This is a genomic window from Cellulophaga algicola DSM 14237 (genome assembly GCF_000186265.1).
GTDB classification, from domain to species: Bacteria; Bacteroidota; Bacteroidia; order Flavobacteriales; family Flavobacteriaceae; genus Cellulophaga; species Cellulophaga algicola.
In genome coordinates, this window is sequence record NC_014934.1 from 4,334,738 (window position 1) to 4,355,393 (window position 20,656).

At 33.3% G+C, this 20,656-nt stretch carries 17 protein-coding genes; 4 read left to right on the forward strand and 13 right to left on the reverse strand.

The genetic code is table 11. The features are described from left to right. Positions 1-2 precede the first annotated feature (2 nt). The gene (gene holA, locus CELAL_RS18840; RefSeq protein ID WP_013552481.1) at positions 3-1,001 is read left to right on the forward strand and encodes a DNA polymerase III subunit delta; all 999 of its coding nucleotides are present in this window, start codon (positions 3-5) and stop codon (positions 999-1,001) included. Here the strand turns inward: holA and CELAL_RS18845 are convergent, their stop codons facing one another. The 5 genes from CELAL_RS18845 to uvrA form a co-directional block, all read right to left on the reverse strand. Next, the gene (locus CELAL_RS18845; protein ID WP_013552482.1) at positions 1,002-1,379 is read right to left on the reverse strand and encodes a DoxX family protein; all 378 of its coding nucleotides are present in this window, start codon (positions 1,377-1,379) and stop codon (positions 1,002-1,004) included. A 164-nt stretch (positions 1,380-1,543) separates the two neighbouring features. Next, complete coding sequence (locus CELAL_RS18850) at positions 1,544-3,955, reverse strand: alpha-ketoacid dehydrogenase subunit alpha/beta (protein WP_013552483.1); 2,412 nt, start codon at positions 3,953-3,955, stop codon at positions 1,544-1,546. A gap of 160 nt (positions 3,956-4,115) precedes the next feature. Then, on the reverse strand, positions 4,116-6,956 hold the full coding sequence (locus CELAL_RS18855) for a gluzincin family metallopeptidase (RefSeq protein ID WP_013552484.1): 2,841 nt from the start codon (positions 6,954-6,956) through the stop codon (positions 4,116-4,118). 8 nt (positions 6,957-6,964) lie between these two features. Then, positions 6,965-7,651, reverse strand: coding sequence for an LOG family protein (locus CELAL_RS18860; RefSeq protein WP_013552485.1), 687 nt, complete (start codon positions 7,649-7,651; stop codon positions 6,965-6,967). Between the two features lie 63 nt (positions 7,652-7,714). Beyond that, entirely contained in the window at positions 7,715-10,549 is a 2,835-nt protein-coding gene (uvrA, locus tag CELAL_RS18865; protein ID WP_013552486.1) for an excinuclease ABC subunit UvrA, read from the reverse strand. Between the two features lie 125 nt (positions 10,550-10,674). Between uvrA and CELAL_RS18870 the strand changes: the two genes are divergently transcribed. Then, positions 10,675-11,202, forward strand: coding sequence for a hypothetical protein (locus CELAL_RS18870; RefSeq protein ID WP_013552488.1), 528 nt, complete (start codon positions 10,675-10,677; stop codon positions 11,200-11,202). A gap of 182 nt (positions 11,203-11,384) precedes the next feature. Here the strand turns inward: CELAL_RS18870 and CELAL_RS18875 are convergent, their stop codons facing one another. Further along, entirely contained in the window at positions 11,385-12,158 is a 774-nt protein-coding gene (locus tag CELAL_RS18875) for a TIGR03915 family putative DNA repair protein (protein WP_013552489.1), read from the reverse strand. Positions 12,159-12,435: 277 nt separating this feature from the next. Further along, positions 12,436-13,698, reverse strand: a complete 1,263-nt coding sequence (locus tag CELAL_RS18885) for a putative DNA modification/repair radical SAM protein (RefSeq protein ID WP_013552491.1) — start codon at positions 13,696-13,698, stop codon at positions 12,436-12,438. 117 nt (positions 13,699-13,815) lie between these two features. Here CELAL_RS18885 and CELAL_RS18890 point away from each other — a divergent pair, with 117 nt between their 5' ends. After that, positions 13,816-14,571 carry an XRE family transcriptional regulator gene (locus CELAL_RS18890; RefSeq protein ID WP_013552492.1) on the forward strand — a complete coding sequence of 252 codons (756 nt, stop codon included), beginning with the start codon at positions 13,816-13,818 and terminating at the stop codon, positions 14,569-14,571. Positions 14,572-14,953: 382 nt separating this feature from the next. Here CELAL_RS18890 and CELAL_RS18895 read toward each other — a convergent pair whose 3' ends face one another. From CELAL_RS18895 to CELAL_RS18915, 6 genes are all read right to left on the reverse strand, one after another. Continuing rightward, positions 14,954-15,496 (reverse strand): HD domain-containing protein, encoded by a 543-nt coding sequence (locus tag CELAL_RS18895; protein ID WP_013552493.1) that lies wholly within the window; start codon positions 15,494-15,496, stop codon positions 14,954-14,956. 28 nt (positions 15,497-15,524) lie between these two features. Continuing rightward, complete coding sequence (gene ppnP / locus CELAL_RS18900; RefSeq protein ID WP_013552494.1) at positions 15,525-15,806, reverse strand: pyrimidine/purine nucleoside phosphorylase; 282 nt, start codon at positions 15,804-15,806, stop codon at positions 15,525-15,527. 152 nt (positions 15,807-15,958) lie between these two features. After that, entirely contained in the window at positions 15,959-16,111 is a 153-nt protein-coding gene (locus CELAL_RS22425) for a hypothetical protein (protein ID WP_013552495.1), read from the reverse strand. Positions 16,112-16,117: 6 nt separating this feature from the next. Beyond that, complete coding sequence (locus tag CELAL_RS18905) at positions 16,118-16,831, reverse strand: hypothetical protein (RefSeq protein WP_013552496.1); 714 nt, start codon at positions 16,829-16,831, stop codon at positions 16,118-16,120. A gap of 8 nt (positions 16,832-16,839) precedes the next feature. Further along, on the reverse strand, positions 16,840-18,525 hold the full coding sequence (gene ggt, locus CELAL_RS18910) for a gamma-glutamyltransferase (RefSeq protein ID WP_013552497.1): 1,686 nt from the start codon (positions 18,523-18,525) through the stop codon (positions 16,840-16,842). Between the two features lie 36 nt (positions 18,526-18,561). Then, complete coding sequence (locus CELAL_RS18915; protein ID WP_041557817.1) at positions 18,562-19,146, reverse strand: acyl carrier protein phosphodiesterase; 585 nt, start codon at positions 19,144-19,146, stop codon at positions 18,562-18,564. A gap of 94 nt (positions 19,147-19,240) precedes the next feature. On the opposite strand from CELAL_RS18915, the gene glmM reads away from it, so the two are divergent. Continuing rightward, the gene (gene glmM, locus CELAL_RS18920; RefSeq protein WP_013552499.1) at positions 19,241-20,629 is read left to right on the forward strand and encodes a phosphoglucosamine mutase; all 1,389 of its coding nucleotides are present in this window, start codon (positions 19,241-19,243) and stop codon (positions 20,627-20,629) included. The last annotated feature ends 27 nt before the right edge of the window (positions 20,630-20,656 follow it).

A 20,656-nucleotide genomic window follows, 5' to 3' on the forward strand; every position in this document is an offset into this window, starting at 1 on the left:
GAATGGATGAAGTAAAAAAGATTGTTAGCGATATAAAAGCAAGGAATATAAAACCTATTTATTTTTTAATGGGTGAAGAAGCTTACTATATTGATAAGCTTTCTGAATACATTGAGAATAATGTTCTTGCTGAGGAAGAACGTGGGTTTAATCAAATGACCTTATATGGTAAAGATGTAACGATTGATGATATTATAAGCAATGCTAAGCGCTATCCAATGATGGCAGAACATCAAGTTATTATTGTTAAAGAAGCACAACATTTATCTAGATCTATAGATAATCTAGCCGCTTATGCAGAAAACCCACAGCCAACCACAGTTTTAGTTATTTGCTATAAATACGCAAAACTTGATAAACGAAAAAAAGTATATAAAGCGGTTCAAAAAGCAGGGGTACTTTTTGAAAGTAAGAAATTATATGAAAATCAAGTAGCTGACTGGATACGTAAAGTTTTAGCAGGTAGTGGCTATGGAATAACCCCTAAAGCGGCAATTCTTTTAGTAGAATTTTTAGGTACAGATTTAAGTAAAATCAATAATGAATTAGAAAAACTTAAATTAGTTATTCCTAAAACGGAAGAAATTACACCCCAGGCAATAGAAGAAAATATAGGAATTAGTAAAGATTATAATAATTTTGAACTTAAAAAGGCATTAGGAGAACGTAATGTAATGAAAGCGACACGCATTTTAAATTATTTTGCTCAAAACCCTAAAGACAACCCTTTTATTTTAACTATTACTTTATTGAATAGTTTCTTTACTCAGTTATTACAATATCATGGTCTGAAAGACCATAATCCAAAAACAGTGGCTAGTGTTTTAGGCGTAAGTCCTTATTTTGTAGGAGAATATAAGATTGCAGCTAAGAACTACCCAATGAAAAAAGTAAGTATGATCATTTCGCATTTGCGAGAATTAGATGTAAAAGGTAAAGGGGTAGGCGCAAATTTATCACAAGAAGATCTACTGAAAGAACTTCTTGTGAAAATCATGTAATTATTTTTTATCGATACTGTATTTTCCTGGACCAACTAGCATAATAACCACAAAGAACGTAAGGTAGAGTAGTGCTAATTCTTTTTCTTTTAGTGCATCTGAACCGTGGGATATAAAAGCAGCAACGCCCATAGTAATTGCTGTTGGTAGTGCTGCCCATCTTGTTTTAAAACCTATAATTATGAGTATAGGACAAACTAGCTCTGCAATTACAGCCAAGAATAAAGATGGTGCTTCTCCTATGCCAATAGGATCTTGAAATTTTAGATTCCCTGAAATTAATTTTTGGAATTTGGGAATACCGTGTGTTATCATTATAACCGAAGGAACTATGCGAAGTAGCGCAAGTCCTATTTCATTAAATAGTTTTTTTTGCATTGTAATATTGGGGATAATTTGAATTAAAAGTAATACTAATTTATCATTATTATAAAGAGTTGTTTGTGTATTTCACTAAAAAGACACTATAATTTTGAATTTATTTACAATTGTAAATAAATTCAAAATCTATGTAAGAGAATACCAATAAAATCAATAAAACTCTATTTTAATTTTAGAAATTTCCTAGGTTGAGCTTCATGCATAATGCCATATATTTTTTCAAATATGTCTTCTGCATTTGGTTTAGAAAAATAATCCCCATCTGTTGAGTATGCTGGTCTATGTGCTTTTGCCGTTATTGTCTGTGGAGCACTATCTAAATACTCATAAGCTCCTTGATTCTCAACAATTTCTTGAATTAAATATGCAGAACAACCTCCTGGCATATCTTCATCTACTACCAGTAATCTATTTGTTTTTTTAACACTTTCTACAACGTCTTTTCTAATATCAAAAGGAAGCAGCGTTTGCGCATCAATCACTTCAATATCAATACCTACTTCTTTAAGCTCTTGAGCAACTTGTAGTACAATTCTAAGGGTAGAACCATAAGAAACTACGGTAAGATCATTACCTTCCTTTACTGTTTCTACAACACCTATAGGGGTGCAAATTTCACCTAGGTTATTAGGTAAGTCTTCTTTTAAGCGATACCCATTTAAACTTTCAATAACAATTGCAGGCTCATCACTCTTCAATAAAGTATTATAAAAACCTGCTGCTTTCACCATGTTACGAGGTACAAGAATATACATTCCTCTTAAAAGATTAATAATACCTCCCATCTGTGAGCCGGAATGCCAAATACCTTCCAAACGGTGTCCACGAGTTCTGATGATTAATGGTGCTTTTTGCTTTCCAACAGTTCTGTAAAGCAGGGTTGCTAAATCATCACTTAACGTTTGTAAACCATACAATAAATAATCTAAATATTGTATTTCAGCAATAGGACGTAAACCTCTTAATGCCAACCCGATACCTTGCCCTACAATTGTTGCTTCACGAATTCCTGTGTCTGCAATTCTTAATTCACCAAATTTCTTTTGGAGTCCTTCTAATCCTTGATTTACATCACCAATAGCTCCCGTATCTTCCCCAAAGATTAATGCTTCAGGGTAATTCGTAAACAGCTTATCAAAATTTTCTTTTAATATAATTCTACCATCTACTTTTTCGGCTTCCGAATCATAAACAGCTTTAACCTCTTCAATACTTAAGGCATTGTTAGGTAATTCACTATATAAATGTGAACTAAATTTTGGTTGAACCTCTTTATAATAGGTGTCAATAAAAGCAATTAGTTCATTTTTAGCACTCGTATCTTCCCCAATAAGGTAGCGCAGTGCTCTTCGAGCTTTAGAAGCTATATCCTTTTTAATTGGTTCGTCTATAGCAATTAAATCATTTTTTATTCGCGTGATAAATACTTTATTAGGACTACCTGCAGAAACATTATCTAACAGTACCAATAAATCTAACTTAGCTTGTCTGTGAGAATCTAAAAACTCATTCCAAGCTTCTTTCTTTGCGACTCTAACATTTTTACGAATCTCCTTTTCTATTACTTTTAACTCGTCGTCTGTAGCAATACCTATCTCAAGAATCCATTCTCTAAAACGTTTGTTGCAATCATTTTGGCGTTCCCACTCTAAACGTTCTTCGCTCTTATATCTTTCATGAGAACCTGAAGTAGAGTGCCCTTGAGGCTGTGTTAATTCTTTTACATGGATTAAAACAGGAACATGTTCTTCTCTTGCAATATCTGCGGCATTCTCATAAGCATGAATTAATGCGGTATAATCCCAACCATTAACCTTAAATATCTCGTAACCTTTATCTTTTTCTGTTCTTTGAAAACCTTTTAAAATTTCAGAAATATCTTCTTTGGTTGTTTGATGTCTAGCATGAACAGATATCCCGTAATTATCATCCCAAACACTAATCACCATTGGTACTTGTAGTACCCCCGCTGCATTAATAGTTTCAAAGAAATGTCCTTCACTAGTACTGGCATTCCCTATTGTTCCCCAAGCTACTTCATTTCCGTTTTTGGAAAACTTAGTAGCATCAATACCTTTTACGTGTCTATATATTTTTGATGCTTGCGCTAATCCTAATAATCTAGGCATTTGACCAGCTGTGGGTGAAATATCTGCACTACTATTTGTTTGTGCCGTTAAATCTTTCCAAGTACCATCTTCATTTAAACTTGGCGTAACAAAATGCCCTCCCATTTGGCGACCAGCGCTCATAGGTTCTTTCTTTATATCTGTAGTAGCATATAAAGCATGGAAAAATTGTTTTGCATTTAAATGACCAAGAGCCATCATAAATGTTTGATCCCTATAATAGCCACTTCTAAAATCGCCATTCTTAAAGGAACGAGCCATTGCTAATTGTGGTAATTCTTTTCCATCTCCGAAAATTCCAAATTTGGCTTTCCCCGTTAGTACTTCTCGGCGTCCTAATAAACTACACTCCCTGCTTAATACAGCGATTTCATAATCATTAAGAATTTGTTCCTTAAAGTCTTCAAAAGAAATGTCGTTATTGTCTTGCAGATTTACTTTCATCGTTAGGATTTCATTTTCGCAAAAATATCAAAACAGATTGAATTTTGCAATCAATAATTCATTACAAATACTAAAGAATTTTTAAATTTTAGTACTATTTGAATATTTGATTTATCAAATTCGTAATTTAAATATCTTATTTTAAGAATTTAATAAAGAATTAGAACCATTTTCTAGTAATAAGTCGTGTAAGTGTTCTCGGACTTAACGTTACTATAAATCGTATTTTCTGACTATAATCTGGTTGAGCAACTTCCCATCCATTATTGGAATATAATGGGAAATAAAGTTCAAAATAGTCTGTAACTAAATTTAAACGTACACCAGAATCATATACAAAGCGGGTATTTTCGTTTTTATTTTTAGTGAAACCTAGATCTCCATACAGTTCTATCCAACGCCATACACTAATACTTGTATTGGTGGTAACTAGAAAATCATTTGCGAAAGGGTTGTCTATTTTAGACTTAAAACCTCCTTCTGCAATTACAATTTGCTGACTATACAATCCAGAAGATTCTGATCTCCCTAAATAATTATAATCAAATAAATAATCTGTAGGTCGGTCTAATGCAAAACTATAAAAGTCTGTATCACTAGTGTTTGAAATAAATTTACCTGCAAAAAAACGCGTATTTAACTGCATATTATTGGCAAAAAGCTTTCTGTACTCAAAATTGAAGGCTATTTTACTAAAATTACCTGCATATTGTGCGTCAGCAAACCAGGAATAATAATCAATAATTCCGCTTTTAGAACTCCCATATCGTGCATTTAAAACACTATAATCTGGCGGGGTTTCTAGTTCTTCTAACCCTTCAGCTATAGATCTATATATATTTATATATCTAATATTTAAGTAATCTCTTTTATTAGACCTGAAGTCATCCGGACGCCAACCAAAACTAATGGAAGGTGTTACGGATATATAGCGAGAATTCTCTTGAAAATGATAGGTAGATCCATTCAATGAATAATTAGAAAGATAGAATCCTGTTTTGTTATGGTATTTTCTATATTTAAAACCCGCTGAACCTACTAGTGATTTTTCTTTAAAAGCATATGCAGGAGATATATCGAATAAGAAAGGGCGTTCTAAAAAGGTTTTATTATAAATACGCATGGCCGGAGTAATACCATCATAAATATTAAAACTTACCGTAGGAACATAGAAAATCTGATTATAGAATGGATCCTCAGTATCTTTAAAAAATTGGAATTTTAATTTTTTATTACTTGATAAAAACCCACCTAAAGATTTCCAGTTATCTCTTTGATTAAATTCCGGAATTTTTTGATCGTAATTGAGGACCAACTTATCCTCACCGTTTTGCGGTATATGAAATGTTTTTGTACTATCTATTCCTGTGAACCAATATTTAGATACTATAGAATCTTTTTGCAGCCCAAACATTGAAATTGGCACATTAGTGCCACTCTTATTTTTTAAGGTTACACTCAGAGAGTCTCCAACTTTGAGTACTTTTTTAATTTTAAAATCAATACGTTCATTTGTTGTTACATATTCATCTAAAAACCAAGAAATATCTTTATCTACATTATTAGCGAGAATACGCTCAAAATCTTGAGAAGAAACCGGTCTAAGCTTGTAGTTTGCATAGAAATCTTTAATGCTTTCATCTACTTTTTCTTTTCCTACATAGTTAGCAAGAAATGATAAACCGGCTCCAGCTTTATACCTGTTACCAATTTTCTGATTGTATTTTAATAAAGAATCATTAGAGGTTATTAAAGGTTGATCAATATTTTTTCTTGCAGCATACATATACAAAATCGGATACTGTTCCGCAAATTCCATCTTAGCAAGATTGAAATTTTTAAAACCCCATATATTGGATAACTTTCCTAATAAAGTTTGATTTGGATAATTCTCTTCAACATAAGAAATCATCATATAATTTATCAAAGCATCTGTAACCCAACGCTCTTTTCTAGGATCTAAAAATAATGTTTCATTAAAGAAATTACTTAATGCCGTCTTTAGATATTTCAATTCAAATTGAAATTGGTTATCGTAAGGCCTAATAAATGATGGAAGCTGATTTAAGCCGTATAATGGATCTTTATTATAATCTATAGTGCTAACAACCAATTCTGTATGCGGATAACTCCCCAGATGTTTGTATATATATTCTGAAACTTTATCAATGGCGATCGTTCTCGATATTTCGTCAAACTTAGATACATTGATATCTGTAACAACAGTTGCGTAATCTGTAATATGCTTAGTAAAATAGGAGATAGGAGATAGAATTAAACTACAGCTTTTTCTATAATCGCCCCTTAAATTAACCTCCTTTAAACTATCTTTTCTAATTTCGTTCTCTTTTTCAAAATTAGAAATCACAAGTAGGTTACTAGGAAGCGTAAGCATTATATCTGTATTTGTAATCCCAGTATATAAATCTTCTAAATCTTTATTAGAGTATAAATGCCAAGAACCATCATAAACCGCAGGTGTTAAATACCAATCCTTAAGATAATATTCACCTTTATTATTATAACCAAATAATGTAAACTTATTTTGAGGAAGTTTTACTTGATAAGTCAATGAAAAAGTAGCATAATCATCTGGTGCAATTGGCTTATTTAATTCAAGTTTTAAAATATCATGCTCTGGAGTGCGTTCCCAGTTGACTATTGAAAATTTTTCGTCTATAATACTATAAATCTTAGTATGACCTCGTTCTTCATCCTTAGCTAGATGAAAATTTTTCTTAAACTCTTCTTCAAAACGTTTTGCCAGCGGAGTATCTTTATTGCTATAGGCATTGGCCCAATCATTGAAATATAAGACACTCAAAGTGTCTTTAGAGCTGTTGTGGAATTTAAATTCTTGAATGATGTTTAGCGTTTTATGCGCTTCATTTAGTTTTGCGGTAATTTTATTATAATGCTGACATGAAACTTTACTGCATGCTAAAAAGCACACAGTAAAATTTAACATCGCAATTAAGAAATTAGATTTCTTCACCCGCATATATTCAATTAAAAATTTGGACTGTGAAGATGTCCTTTGTAGAAAGAGTCGATAATATCAACCACTTCTTCTTTAGTATCTACAATTTTAATTAAATCTAAATCTTTCGCACTTATCGTACCCATGGTAAGCATAGTACCTTTTATCCAATCCATTAAACCGGTCCAAAATTCGGTACCGACTAATATAATTGGAAATTTTTCAATTTTGTTAGTCTGAATCAATGTTATTGCTTCAAAAAGTTCATCTAATGTTCCAAAACCTCCTGGCATAACCACGAAACCTTGACTGTACTTTACGAACATTACCTTACGTACAAAGAAATAATCAAAATCTAAGCTTTTATCACTATCGATATAGGGATTATCATGTTGCTCGAAAGGCAAATCAATATTTAAACCTACTGATATTCCTCCTGCTAAATTTGCTCCGCGGTTACCGGCTTCCATAATTCCAGGACCACCACCCGTGATAACACCATAGCCAGCTTCTGCTATACTTTTAGCTACTTCGATAGCTAATTGGTAATATTTATCTTCTTCTTTAGTCCTTGCCGATCCAAAAATTGAAACACAAGGTCCGATTTGACTCATTTTTTCGAATCCGTTTACGAATTCACCCATGATTTTAAATAAGGCCCATGAGTCATTTGTTTTTATCTCATTCCAACCTTTATGATGTTGTTCTTTTCTCATTTTATATTTATAATCTTTAATATTATCTTTAAACTAGAATCTTTTTGTTAACTATTTTACTATTCACAAACCTAATTCTTTTCTTAGAAACTTAGCAGTATAACTCTTTTTATCTTTACAAACCTCTTCAGGAGTACCTTTTGCAACTAATTTTCCGCCACCTTTACCACCTTCGTAACCAATATCTATAATGTAATCTGCCATTTTAATCACATCCATATTGTGTTCTATAACAACAATAGTATTCCCTTTATCTACCAAACGTTCTAAAACTTCCATAAGCACTCTTATGTCTTCAAAATGAAGTCCTGTTGTAGGTTCATCAAGAATATAGAACGTATTACCAGTATCTCTTTTAGATAATTCTGTAGCTAATTTAATACGTTGCGCTTCTCCGCCTGAGAGTGTTGTAGACTGTTGTCCCAAAGAAATATACCCTAAACCAACCTCCTTGATGGTGTTAAGTTTTCTATATATTTTAGGAATTAACTCAAAGAAGTCTACAGCTTCATTAATGGTCATGTCTAGAACATCTGCAATAGATTTTCCTTTATACCTAATCTCTAAGGTTTCTCTGTTAAATCGTTTTCCATTACAGGTTTCGCATTCTACGTAAACATCAGGCAAAAAATTCATTTCAATAACACGTAAACCTCCTCCTTGGCAGGTTTCACAACGGCCACCCTTTACATTAAAACTAAATCTACCTGGTTTATATCCGCGGATAGCCGCTTCAGGAGTTTTAGTAAATAAGGTTCTAATTTCACTAAATACACCTGTATATGTCGCTGGATTGGATCGTGGCGTTCTACCTATTGGCGATTGATTAATGTCTATCACTTTATCAATATGCTCTAAGCCTGTAATTTTCTTATACGGCATTGGTTTCTTAACACCATTAAAGTAATGTGCATTCATGATAGGGTAGAGGGTCTCATTAATTAAGGTAGACTTACCACTACCTGAAACACCGGTAACACCAATTAACTCTCCTAACGGAAATGTTACGGTAACATTTTTTAAATTATTTCCTGTACATCCTGTTAAGGTTATTTTTTTACCATTCCCTTTTCTACGCTCTTTTGGAATTTCAATTTTTCTTTTGCCAGAGATATAATCTGCGGTAAGGGTATCAAAATTCTTTAAATCTTCAGGTTTCCCTTCTGATATAATTTCCCCACCGTATTTACCTGCTTTCGGACCAATATCAATGACATGATCTGCTCGTTCTATCATATCTTTATCGTGTTCTACCACAATAACAGAATTCCCTAAATCACGAAGGGCTTCCAATGATTTTATCAAGCGCTCATTATCACGTTGATGTAAACCAATACTAGGTTCATCTAAAATATAAAGTACACCTACCAATTGTGATCCTATCTGGGTAGCCAAACGAATACGTTGTGCTTCTCCTCCAGAAAGTGATTTAGAACTTCTATTTAAGGACAAATAATCTAGCCCCACATCCAATAAAAATTGAACCCGGGTACTAATCTCTTTTATAATTTCTTCGGCTATTATTAGCTGATTTCCTTCAATCTTAGTTGGGAGTTTTTTAAAAAATTCAGCCAGTTCAAAAATATCTAAATGCGCCAATTGTGCAATATTTTTGTCATCAACCTTAAAGTTCAATGATTCTTTTCGCAAACGAGAACCATCACATGTTGGACAGGTAATTTTGTCCATATACTCTTTTGCCCAACGTTTTATTGAGGTAGAATCTGCTTCATTAAACTGATTCGTAATAAAATTTGAAATTCCCTCATAATCAATTTTATACGTACGTTTAACACCTAGCGTTTTAGAATCTAAATCAAAACTCTCTACCGTACCGTTTAAAAGTACGTTTATGGCTTCGTCAGAAATTTTCTCTATTGGCGTATTGATATCAAATTTATAACGTTGGCCAATGGTATCTATTTGCTTAAAAGCCCAGGAACTTTTATACTCTCCGAGTGGTGCTATACCGCCCGCTTTAATGCTTAACTTTTTATTTGGAAATATCTTCTTTTCATTTACTTGGTACACATGCCCCAATCCACTACAGTGTGAACACATTCCTTTTGGAGAGTTGAATGAAAATGTATTTGGTTCTGGATTTGGATATGAAATGCCCGTAGTAGGGCACATTAAATCTCTACTAAAATAACGCGCAACTTTTTCACCTTCTTCTAAAACCATCAACACATTCTCACCGCTATACATTGCCGTATTTATGGTTTCTGAAAGTCGTTTATCAAAATCTTCCGTATCGATAACTTTAAGACGGTCTATAACAATTTCAATATCATGAACCTTGTAACGATCCACTTTCATGCCTTTGGTAATATCAACTATAACACCATCTACCCGAACTTTTACAAACCCTTGCTTTGCAATTTGCTCAAACAATTCTCTATAATGCCCTTTTCTTGATCTAATAACAGGCGCCAGAATATTAATTTTCTTCTGATCATAATCCTTCTTTATCAAACCTCGAATTTGGTCGTCATTATAACTCACCATTTTTTCACCCGTGTTATAACTATAAGCATCACCCGCTCGAGCATATAACAAACGTAAAAAATCGTAAATTTCTGTAATGGTCCCTACCGTAGAACGGGGAGATTTAGAAGTCGTTTTTTGTTCAATCGCAATAACTGGAGATAGGCCGTCAATTTTATCAACATCAGGACGCTCTAAGCCGCCTAAAAACTGTCGTGCATAGGCAGAGAAAGTTTCTATATACCTTCTTTGGCCTTCTGCGTAAATAGTATCAAAAGCTAAGGATGATTTTCCACTACCAGAAAGTCCAGTAATTACCACTAACTTTTCTCGAGGAATTGTAATGTCTATATTTTTAAGATTATGCACGCGTGCGCCCTTAACCTCTATATTCTCTTCGTAATTTATCATTTTCTTTTTCTGCAACTACAAAAATACAATTTTGATAGCTAATTTTATAGTCGACTTTATTTAGTTTTTTGTGATTCGAAAAGCTTAACATAAATTAGCATTTCAAAACTTCAATTTTTAGAAATATGCAATTATTAGGAATCGGTTCAAGAATAAAACATGCAGAATATGGGTCTGGTGTAGTTACCAACGTAACCTCTAAACATTATTGGGTTACTTTTATAGAAAACGGATTAGAAACTATTGCTATTAATGCTGATTTTGAGGTAATTGAAGCCTTAGAGGATGAAGTAGATACCATTAGTTTTTCTGAGGTAGAGAACTCTTTAATTTCAATTTTAAGAAAATGGAGCGATACCAGTTCTATAACTCCTATAGCTGATAAATGGCGTGGAGGAACTCTTTTACTTCAACCAGGAGATGCTAGTTTGAGTGATAAAGAAGTCCCAATTGACACCTTTTTTCATAAAATAGTCATGGTTCGTGACCGAATTAGAGTAATGGAACAGAAAATAAATGCAAGCAAGAATTTGGATGATCAAGAAAAAATAGATTTACAACAATATGTTACACGTATTTATGGAAGTTTAACCACCTTTAATGTACTATTTAAAAACTCAAGTGATCATTTTGTAGGGGATAAGTCTAAATAGTGATCCGTTCTCAGATAATAGTAGGTAATGGTTAATTCTTAATAATCAATAATCGGCTGTCTTCTGAGCATGGTTAATTTATCACCATCAAGCAGTTTGGAACGAACATATCAATGCGCATAAAATGTGCTCAAAGAACAAGAATTATTTATAAGAGATAAGCATTGGTTTTTTAGGAATGACTAGACTGCTTTTTTCTCGCTTAAATATTTCCAGTACCGTTTTGGCACATGTTGCGTATGTAGTTTTAGATTTACTCTAGAAGCTATATTGGTGCTTTTAAAATAGTTGTTCCATAAATCTTGATATTCATATTCACCATCCGTAAATACATTACTTTTTTGAGTTTTATTACAGTGTATGTCATCCATATCAAGTGTAATAAACTCAACCGTTTTTAAATTATAAAAGATGCCGTATTTACGTTTTACATCATAAATTAACCATTGCTGATCAGCATACCTGCCTTTAAAATGTTTAGAAATTAAAGGCAATACATCAAAATCGGGTTCAATATAAGAAAAGTAAATAGCATCTTTTGTTAATTGAAAACGTACAAATGCTTCCATACGGTGTTTTTCTCTCCCCACAGATTTTGCAAGTTGACTCACTTTTAAAACAATATCATCAGAAAAATTAAGATGTAACAATTCAGTCTTAGAAAATAGTTTTTGAATATACCGATAGAGTAGGAGCTCTATACCTTTTGTTTCACTCAAAAAAGCAAAATATATATTTTTAATTGCGGTATTATTTTTCTTCTGAATACCATTCCAAACCCTTTTGGACTTGGGAACATCGGTATATATTATTTCTGCATCAGAGAACAAACCACTTTGCGCATTTTTTTCTTTCTGAATATCTGCAATACTTAGCTTTTGTTCAAATGCTTGAAATACAGCAGTTAAATAGCCATTAAAACTTCCATCGTAAATTAAAATTTTTGCTTCATTCATATTTTCTATTTTTAATATATTTCCTAAAGAGGATTGTATTAAGAACTAAGTTTATTATCCTCAAGTGCAGAGCTACTTACAACCCCTTGATTATTACTGTTTTTATGAAAAAACAAACTAGCTCTCTTTATTAGATAGTTTTTGCTTCTACTTTTCAATTCAATAAGACCATACCCAAGGTTCAAAATTGTATTCCGACCTTTTTCTAAGTACGTAAATAATGGTTTCATAATATATTGGTTTCTAGTGGTTGGTGCGGTAATGTTGTTTTTACCTCTTAATTAAATAAGGATAATTGCGCACTATAATTAGTTCTAAATTTTCCTTGAGAATTTTGAAGAATTAACCCTTTAATTTGAATGGCTTGTAAGTCTTTATGAGCATAATCATTTCCACTACAGACCATAAAATATTTAGCCCTATTCAAAGCAACTCCAATTTTTTTAAGGTGATCAAAAGTCAACTTTCTATACTTTCTTGCATTTATAATTTTATACACAGAATTCATCCCTAATCCCGGAATTCTAGCAAGCATTCGTGGTTCTGCTGTATTTATGTCTATAGGAAATTGAGCTAAATTTCGAAGCGCCCAGCTCAGTTTGGGATCCACATCAATATCTAAATTAGGATGCGTATCATTCAGTATTTCTTTTACATTAAAACCATAAAAACGCAACAACCAATCTGTTTGATACAACCTATTCTCACGTAACATAGGTACTTGCGACCCAATTGCGGGTAACCTACTGTCTTCTGCAACAGGAACATAACCAGAATAATACACCCGCTTCATATTATAATTCTTATAATAATGTGTAGCAGAATACATGATGTCTTTATCTGATTCTCCTGTGGCTCCAATAATCATTTGAGTACTTTGGCCAGCAGGCGCATATATTGGGGTGCTTTTTATAATCTTCTTTTCTGCTTTATACAAAAGAATTTCATTTTTTACCTTTAACATGGGCTTGGTAAAATCTTCATGCTTTTTGTCTGGAGCCAATAATTTTAATCCTGATATGGTAGGCACTTCTATGTTTACTGACAAGCGATCTGCATATAAACCCGCTTCATACATCAGCTCATCACTTGCACCAGGAATAGATTTTAAATGTATATACCCATTAAAATTCTCTTCCAAGCGTAATTTTTTAGCCACTGCAATTAATCGCTCCATCGTATAATCAGGGCTTTTGAAAATTCCTGAACTTAGAAAAAGTCCCTCGATGTAATTCCGTCTGTAAAAATTTATGGTAAGGTCTACGGCTTCCTGAATTTTAAAAGCAGCTCTTTTAATGTCATTACTTTTTCTTGTTACACAATAGGCACAATCAAAAATGCAGTGGTTGGTCAATAGTATTTTTAATAAAGATACACAGCGCCCATCTTCAGTGTAGGTATGACAAATGCCCATTCCTGTGCTATCTCCAAGGCCTTTGTTTTTATTAGTTCTATTGCTACCACTACTGGAGCAAGAGACATCGTATTTAGCGGCATCGGCTAAAATATTTAGTTTTTCTTTTATTCGTTCAAAGGACATAGTTCTTTTTTGTAATTACTCCAAAATTATGGAATTATTCCTAATTATGGAATTATTCCATAAAATATTTTGGAATATGTCCAAAAGGTGTATATTTGAGGGATTACGACTAGGACTATGGAAAATGAAATTATTTTAAAACGCTTTATTGAAATCCGAAGAGATTTAGGATTTACTCAAGCTGAATTTGCCGCTTTAATCGGCGTATCTAATACTACAGCAGATATTGAACGTGGTAGGACAAAACTTTCAGGTAAAGTTGTAACAGAGCTTTTAAAGCAGTTTAAGATTAATCCGCTTTGGTTGTTTAACGAAAGTGATTCTAAATATATAGAGACTTCTCATACCAGCGTAATTCCTAAAGTAGTGACTGTAGACTCTGCAGATCGTGAGAATATGGTTTTAGTAAATGCAAAAGCTGCTGCAGGATATCCTCAAAATATAGCAGATACTAGTTGGTACCAACAACTACCTGCGTTTGATTTGCCAATACCTGAGTTTAGAAATGCCACCTATAGAGGCTTTCAGGTAGAAGGAGATAGTATGTTGCCTAATTTAAGGCCAGGGGAATGGGTATTAGCAAAAGCCATTGAACATATTGATGATGTTACACCAAATAAAATTTACGTAGTGGTGCTACAAGATGCGGTTTTAGTGAAGAAAGTAATTAAAAAACCTAACTCTAATAACGTAACATTAGTTTCTTTAAATGAAAGCTACCCTCCGTATGAAATTAAACCTTTCCAAATTCAGGAAATCTGGCAAGTAAATAGTAAAATTACTTTTGGTGTAGATGCTACTACCGAAACAGGTCTTTTACGACAACTACAAGAATCTATGGATGAATTAAAAAGTCAGTTGAAGCGGGCGTAATGGTTAGAAGTTGATGATATATACTGGTTATCACACATTGCCTATAATTGGACTAAGCTACATGGAAAATTGAAAAGTAACTGGGTTACGGCCTAGATTATTATTCCCAGTGAATAGAGCGTCAAGAATCAAATGCTGTTTGAGCGATAACATAAATTTCTACTTCAAATTTTGCTCATTTTTGAGTAAATCTCAAATACTCTTACTGTTGGGTTTTTAAATTATAAATTAATATAGAAAGACGTATTTCTTTATTAATTTGTTTTAAGAATTAATATTATTTTAATTTTAAAAAATAATCGATCTATAAAGATTTGTGCTTATTAAAATAACATTAAAAATAGTATACATCAGTTAGCAAAACAGTAAAATCTTTGGTTGCTTACAAGGCTTCAATTCTAGCTTCGTAAGCAAGTATTTTAGAATCGAGACGATTGTGGAGATACGTATTTTTTCCTTTCAGCATCGTTGAAATTAACTTAGCTTCGATACAATAATTTTTAATTTTATCTTTATCCCAATAGTTTGGCGGACATTGTAAATTAGTGATTCTGTCTGCTATCTTAACCAATCCTACCTCTTTTTCTAGTTTATTGATTCGGTTTAAACTATCTACCATTCTGTCTCGTTTTTGTTGAATAGTTTCGTCCTTGGTTAACGCTAAAACAGCTTTTGCTACTGACGCTCCAAACTTGATTTTTATCTCTTCAAATTCAGCACTCGTATCTTCAAGGGTATCGTGTAATATAGCCACCTGAATTGCAAAATTGATGTCAAAGTTTTTATCAAAATTATAAGCCATTAGTACTTCCATAGCAACATTTGAAATGTGGACTATATAATTGGAGTTTGTTCCTGGAACTTTTTGTTCCCTATGTTTTTCATCAGCAAACTTAATTGCTTCTTGATATAATTCTTGTGTCATTAGTTACTTTCTATAGTGTAAAAAAAACTTACTTATAAACACATTTATAAGATGTATCCGATACAACTTTAACATCAAATGAACTATCTGCCGCAACTTTAAAGGTTTCATATGGGTTGTATGTTTTCCATTCAGATGCTCCTTTTAATTGCACTTCCATGCTTCCTGAGATTACGGTCATGAATTCTACCGTAGTTGTTCCAAACGTATAAGTTCCTGGAGCCATAACACCCACAGTAGCTTTTCCTTCTTCATTCTCAAAGGCAATAGAAATTACTTTATCCTCAAAATACGTATTCGTTTTAAACATAGTTTATATTTTATTTTCTTTTTAACTGCTCATAAATTACCTAAAACTTCTATTCCTATAGCTACAGTTAGATGGTTATTTTAACGCAAAAATAAATGCTCATTTTCGCTTATATCCTGCTTACAAAGACAGCTCGTTCTGTACTATTTAACTTATTCCTTTGGCTTTTTTCCTTGTTGCTGAATTTCTTTTAGGCGCTGTTTTCTAACTTCTTTCTCATCACGCTGTTTATTGATTTTGCGGTTCATCAGCTTGGTATGTTTTGCCTTATTTTTGGTATTCTTTTCTTTTCCTTTTTTTGACATAGCTATCTAATTATACGCTCGGACTTCTCCCATACTCAATGATATAGGACCTATTTTATGCGAAGCGGGTAAAGAAACACCATTTTCCATGGTTTTCCAACCTTCCCAAGTAGCTTCTAGACCACCAATAGGAATTATGCTTACCCACATTTTATAATTTACAGGAAATCCCTCTTCATTTAACTTCCATACATACGAATCTCCTGGAGTACTACCACCAGAATTATAAGAAATCATTAATCCCTGTGAACCGTCTTCTAAGGTGACCAAACTGCGTGTAGTTCCTTCATCAAAAACTTTAAAAGGAGCTACTAACCAAAACGAATCATTATTAAAATACTCCCAAGCAATATGGAAGGTATCTCTAGCCTCTTTAGCGGTAACTTCAGCATTGTTTTTAGTTACTTCACTCAAATAGGTATCATTTAAGTTAAGATTTACACTATAATTATCCCATTTTACAACTACAAGACCTTTCTGTTTATCCCATTTATACCTATGACCACCACCTGCAAAAGACCACTCTAAGTAGCGTGTATCTTCATATGCTTTTTGATTTATCGCATTAAGCATCTTATAAGCTAAAGCATCAGCCTCTTGAGGATTTTCACCTACCGGAACCTTTTCATTATACACAAAATATACTATAGCAAATACTGCTATCATTAACCCTAATAGTACTAGGATCGCCTTTAAAATTCCTTTCAATAATCTCTTCATATATAAATTTAAAACCCTACAGCGGTATCATCACCTCTTTTATCCGCTCCACCTTCCAAGCTACCATCTGCAAGTACTCTAATTGCATCTACCTTTCCTATAATGGGGGTGCGTTCTTCATTAATCAAATAGCCCTTTGCTTTAAGCGATGTTTTTAACTCTGTAGAAAATCCTTCTGGTTCAAAGGTTAAAATATCTGGCAGCCACTGGTGATGAAACCTTGGAGCGTTTACGGCATCTTGCATGCTCATGTCAAATTCATAGGCATTTAATATGGTTTCTGCCACAGCTGTGATAATTGTAGAACCTCCAGGCGTACCTAACACCATCCAAAGTTTACCGTCTTTTTCTACAATAGTAGGAGTCATACTACTTAACATTCTCTTTTCTGGTTGAATATTATTTGCTTCAGCTCCAATAAGACCAAACATATTGGGAATACCTGCTTTAGAGCTAAAATCGTCCATCTCATTATTCAAAAAGAAGCCGAGCTCATCACAGTATAATTTAGAGCCAAAATTTCCGTTTAAGGTCGTGGTTACAGAAACAGCATTTCCTTCCGCATCAATAATGGAGTAGTGGGTAGTTTCCATACTTTCTACAATAGCCACTTTACCATGTGATACAGCATCTGATTTGGTTGCTTTTTCAAATGAAAAATTAGACATGCGGTCTTCCAAATAACTATCTTTCAATAATACGTCTAGTGGAATTTTAACAAAATCAGGATCACCCAAATAATAATTTCTATCTGCATAAGCACGACGAGAAGCTTCTGTAAATAACTGAATGGTTTTCTCAGAATTATGTCCGAAGGATGCCATATCATAAGGCTCAATCATTTTAAAAATCTGATTCATAGTAACACCACCACTACTAGGCGGACTCATGGAAATAATTTTTAAGTCTTTGTACTTAAATACTACAGGTTGGCGCCATACAACTTCATAACTCGCTAAATCTTGCTCAGTTACAAAACCACCATTTGCTTGAATAAAACTTGCTAGTTTCTGTGCTATTTCCCCTTTATAGAATCCGTCTTTTCCTTTTGTAACAATCGTGCGTAACGTACTTGCTAGTTTTGGGTATTTTATAAGCTCTCCTTCTTTATATACAGTTGCAAATTTGGTGCTATCGCTATTTATTTTAATAAATGTTTCCCGATAATTATCTAGCATTTCTGCTTGTTTAGCCGTAACGACCACACCATTTTCTGCCATTGCAATTACGGGTTCAAAAATATCTTTTAAAGGTAGTTTTCCAAACTTTTGGTGGACTGCTAGAATACCTGCAACAGAGCCTGGTACTCCGATTGCTGTTGCGCCTAACGTACTCATATCTGGAATAACATCTCCTAAAGAATCTAAATACATATCTCTATGAGCAGATTTTGGTGCTTTCTCTCTAAAATCTAAAGAACCTATTCCTCCATCAGCTGTTCTATATACCATAAATCCGCCACCAGCAATATTTCCAGCTCTAGGATAAGCTACAGCAAGCGCTAATTGCGTACCAATCATAGCATCAAAAGCATTCCCCCCTTTTGCCATAATATCAGACCCTATTTTAGACGCTTCTTCTCGCGCAGAAACCACCATTGCTTTCTCTGTTACTACACCAGTGGGAGCTGCTTGATTTTTACAGTTAATACATAGTAATACCAGTAAAAACAAATAACTGAAATTCTTCATCATGGTTTGTGGTTTTTTGAAAAGCTTAATTTAGGGTTCTTAGAGCGAAATATATTTCTGCTTTGAAAAAGCAATTAATTCCTCAAAAAAAGTGGTAAATTCTTTTTCAAATTCATCATAATGCTCTTCTAAATCTAGAATAGCAAAATTCATTTTAGACTTGTTTTTTGTTCTTCTATTCATTCCTGTTAATACCCTACCAATGCCCTCTAGTTTTGAGTAATTAAAAATCCAATTATCAGCAATCATATACGGCATCATATGCTTGGTGGAGTCAGGAAGAATTTCATAATTATCTTCTAAAAGATCATAGAAATTATCTACAAAGACCTCTAATGGAACCTCAGAATAGGTACTCCAATTTTTAGCTAAAAAATGATCATAGAAAATATCAACGATAATACCACTATAATGACTATAGTTTTCGTGCAATCGCTTTGTACTTTGCCTAACAGTAGGGTGTGCATCTGTAAACGTATCAATAAACCGATGGAGTTTTATACCCTTTTGAACCCGTTCTGGCAAGTGTTTATATTTATTACCACGAATACTATCCGCAATAAAATTACCAAGAGTTATTTCTTTATCATCAAAAGAAAGATAAATATGTGCTAAAAAATTCATAGACCGAAGAAAAACTATTCCTATCGAATTTACAAATAAGAACTGTAGCATTTAACCTGAACCCTTTATATTTGTAAAAACTTTTAGAAAAACTATGACACTAATCAAATCTATTTCAGGAATACGTGGTACTATTGGAGGAAAACCAGGAGATAACTTAACACCCATTGACGCGGTAAAGTTTGCAGCAGCCTATGGTATTTGGTTGAAAGAATATTCTAAGAAAGATAAATTAAAAGTGGTTGTTGGGAGAGATGCGCGTATTTCTGGAGAAATGATCCAGAATATTGTGGTTTCTACATTGATAGGTTTAGGAATAGATGTTATTGATTTAGATTTATCTACTACACCGACTGTAGAAATTGCTGTTCCTTTAGAAGATGCAGATGGCGGTATTATTTTAACAGCAAGTCACAATCCAAAACAATGGAATGCTTTAAAATTACTCAATGAGAAAGGGGAATTTTTAGATGCGGCGCAAGGTGCTAAAATCTTAGAAATTGCAGAAAAAGAAGATTTTAATTTTTCTGAAGTAGATGACTTAGGTGAAATTACAAGGAATGATGCTTACATAGATATTCATATTGATGAAGTGCTAGACCTTCCTTTAGTAGATGCCGATGTTATTAGAGCGGCTAAATTTAAAGTAGTTGTAGATGGTGTAAATTCTACTGGTGGTATTGCTATTCCTAAACTATTAAAAGAATTAGGAGTAGAAGTGATAGAATTGTATTGTAATCCTACTGGTCATTTTCCTCATAACCCAGAACCTCTTAAAGAACATTTAGGAGATATTTGCGCTTTAGTACTTAAAGAAAAAGCCGATTTCGGAATTGTAGTTGATCCTGATGTAGATCGTTTGGCATTTATTAGTAATGATGGTGAAATGTTCGGAGAAGAATATACACTTGTTGCTTGTGCTGATTATGTTTTAGGAAAAACAAAAGGGAATACAGTATCTAACTTATCCTCGTCTAGAGCCCTGAGAGATATTACTCAAAAGCACGGTGGCACCTATGAAGCTGCAGCTGTTGGAGAAGTAAATGTAGTTACCAAAATGAAAGCCAATAACGCCGTGATTGGTGGTGAAGGTAATGGAGGAATCATTTATCCGGAAAGTCACTACGGGCGTGATTCCTTAGTAGGTACTGCATTATTTTTAATGTTGATGGCCGAAAAAGGAGGTACTGTTGCGGAATTAAGAGCTAGCTACCCGTCTTACTTTATGAGCAAGAAAAAAATACAATTGACACCAGGTTTAGATGTTGATGGTATTTTAGTGTCTATGGCCGATAAATACAAGAATGAAGATATAACGACTATTGATGGTGTAAAGATTGATTTTGCAGAAAATTGGGTTCATTTACGAAAATCGAATACAGAACCAATTATTAGAATCTATACGGAAGCAAAGTCACAATTAGAAGCAGATGCTTTAGCCGATAAAATTATCGGAGAAATAAAAGAAATAGCTAGATTGTAAAATGTATAACTGACCATATAAAAAGGA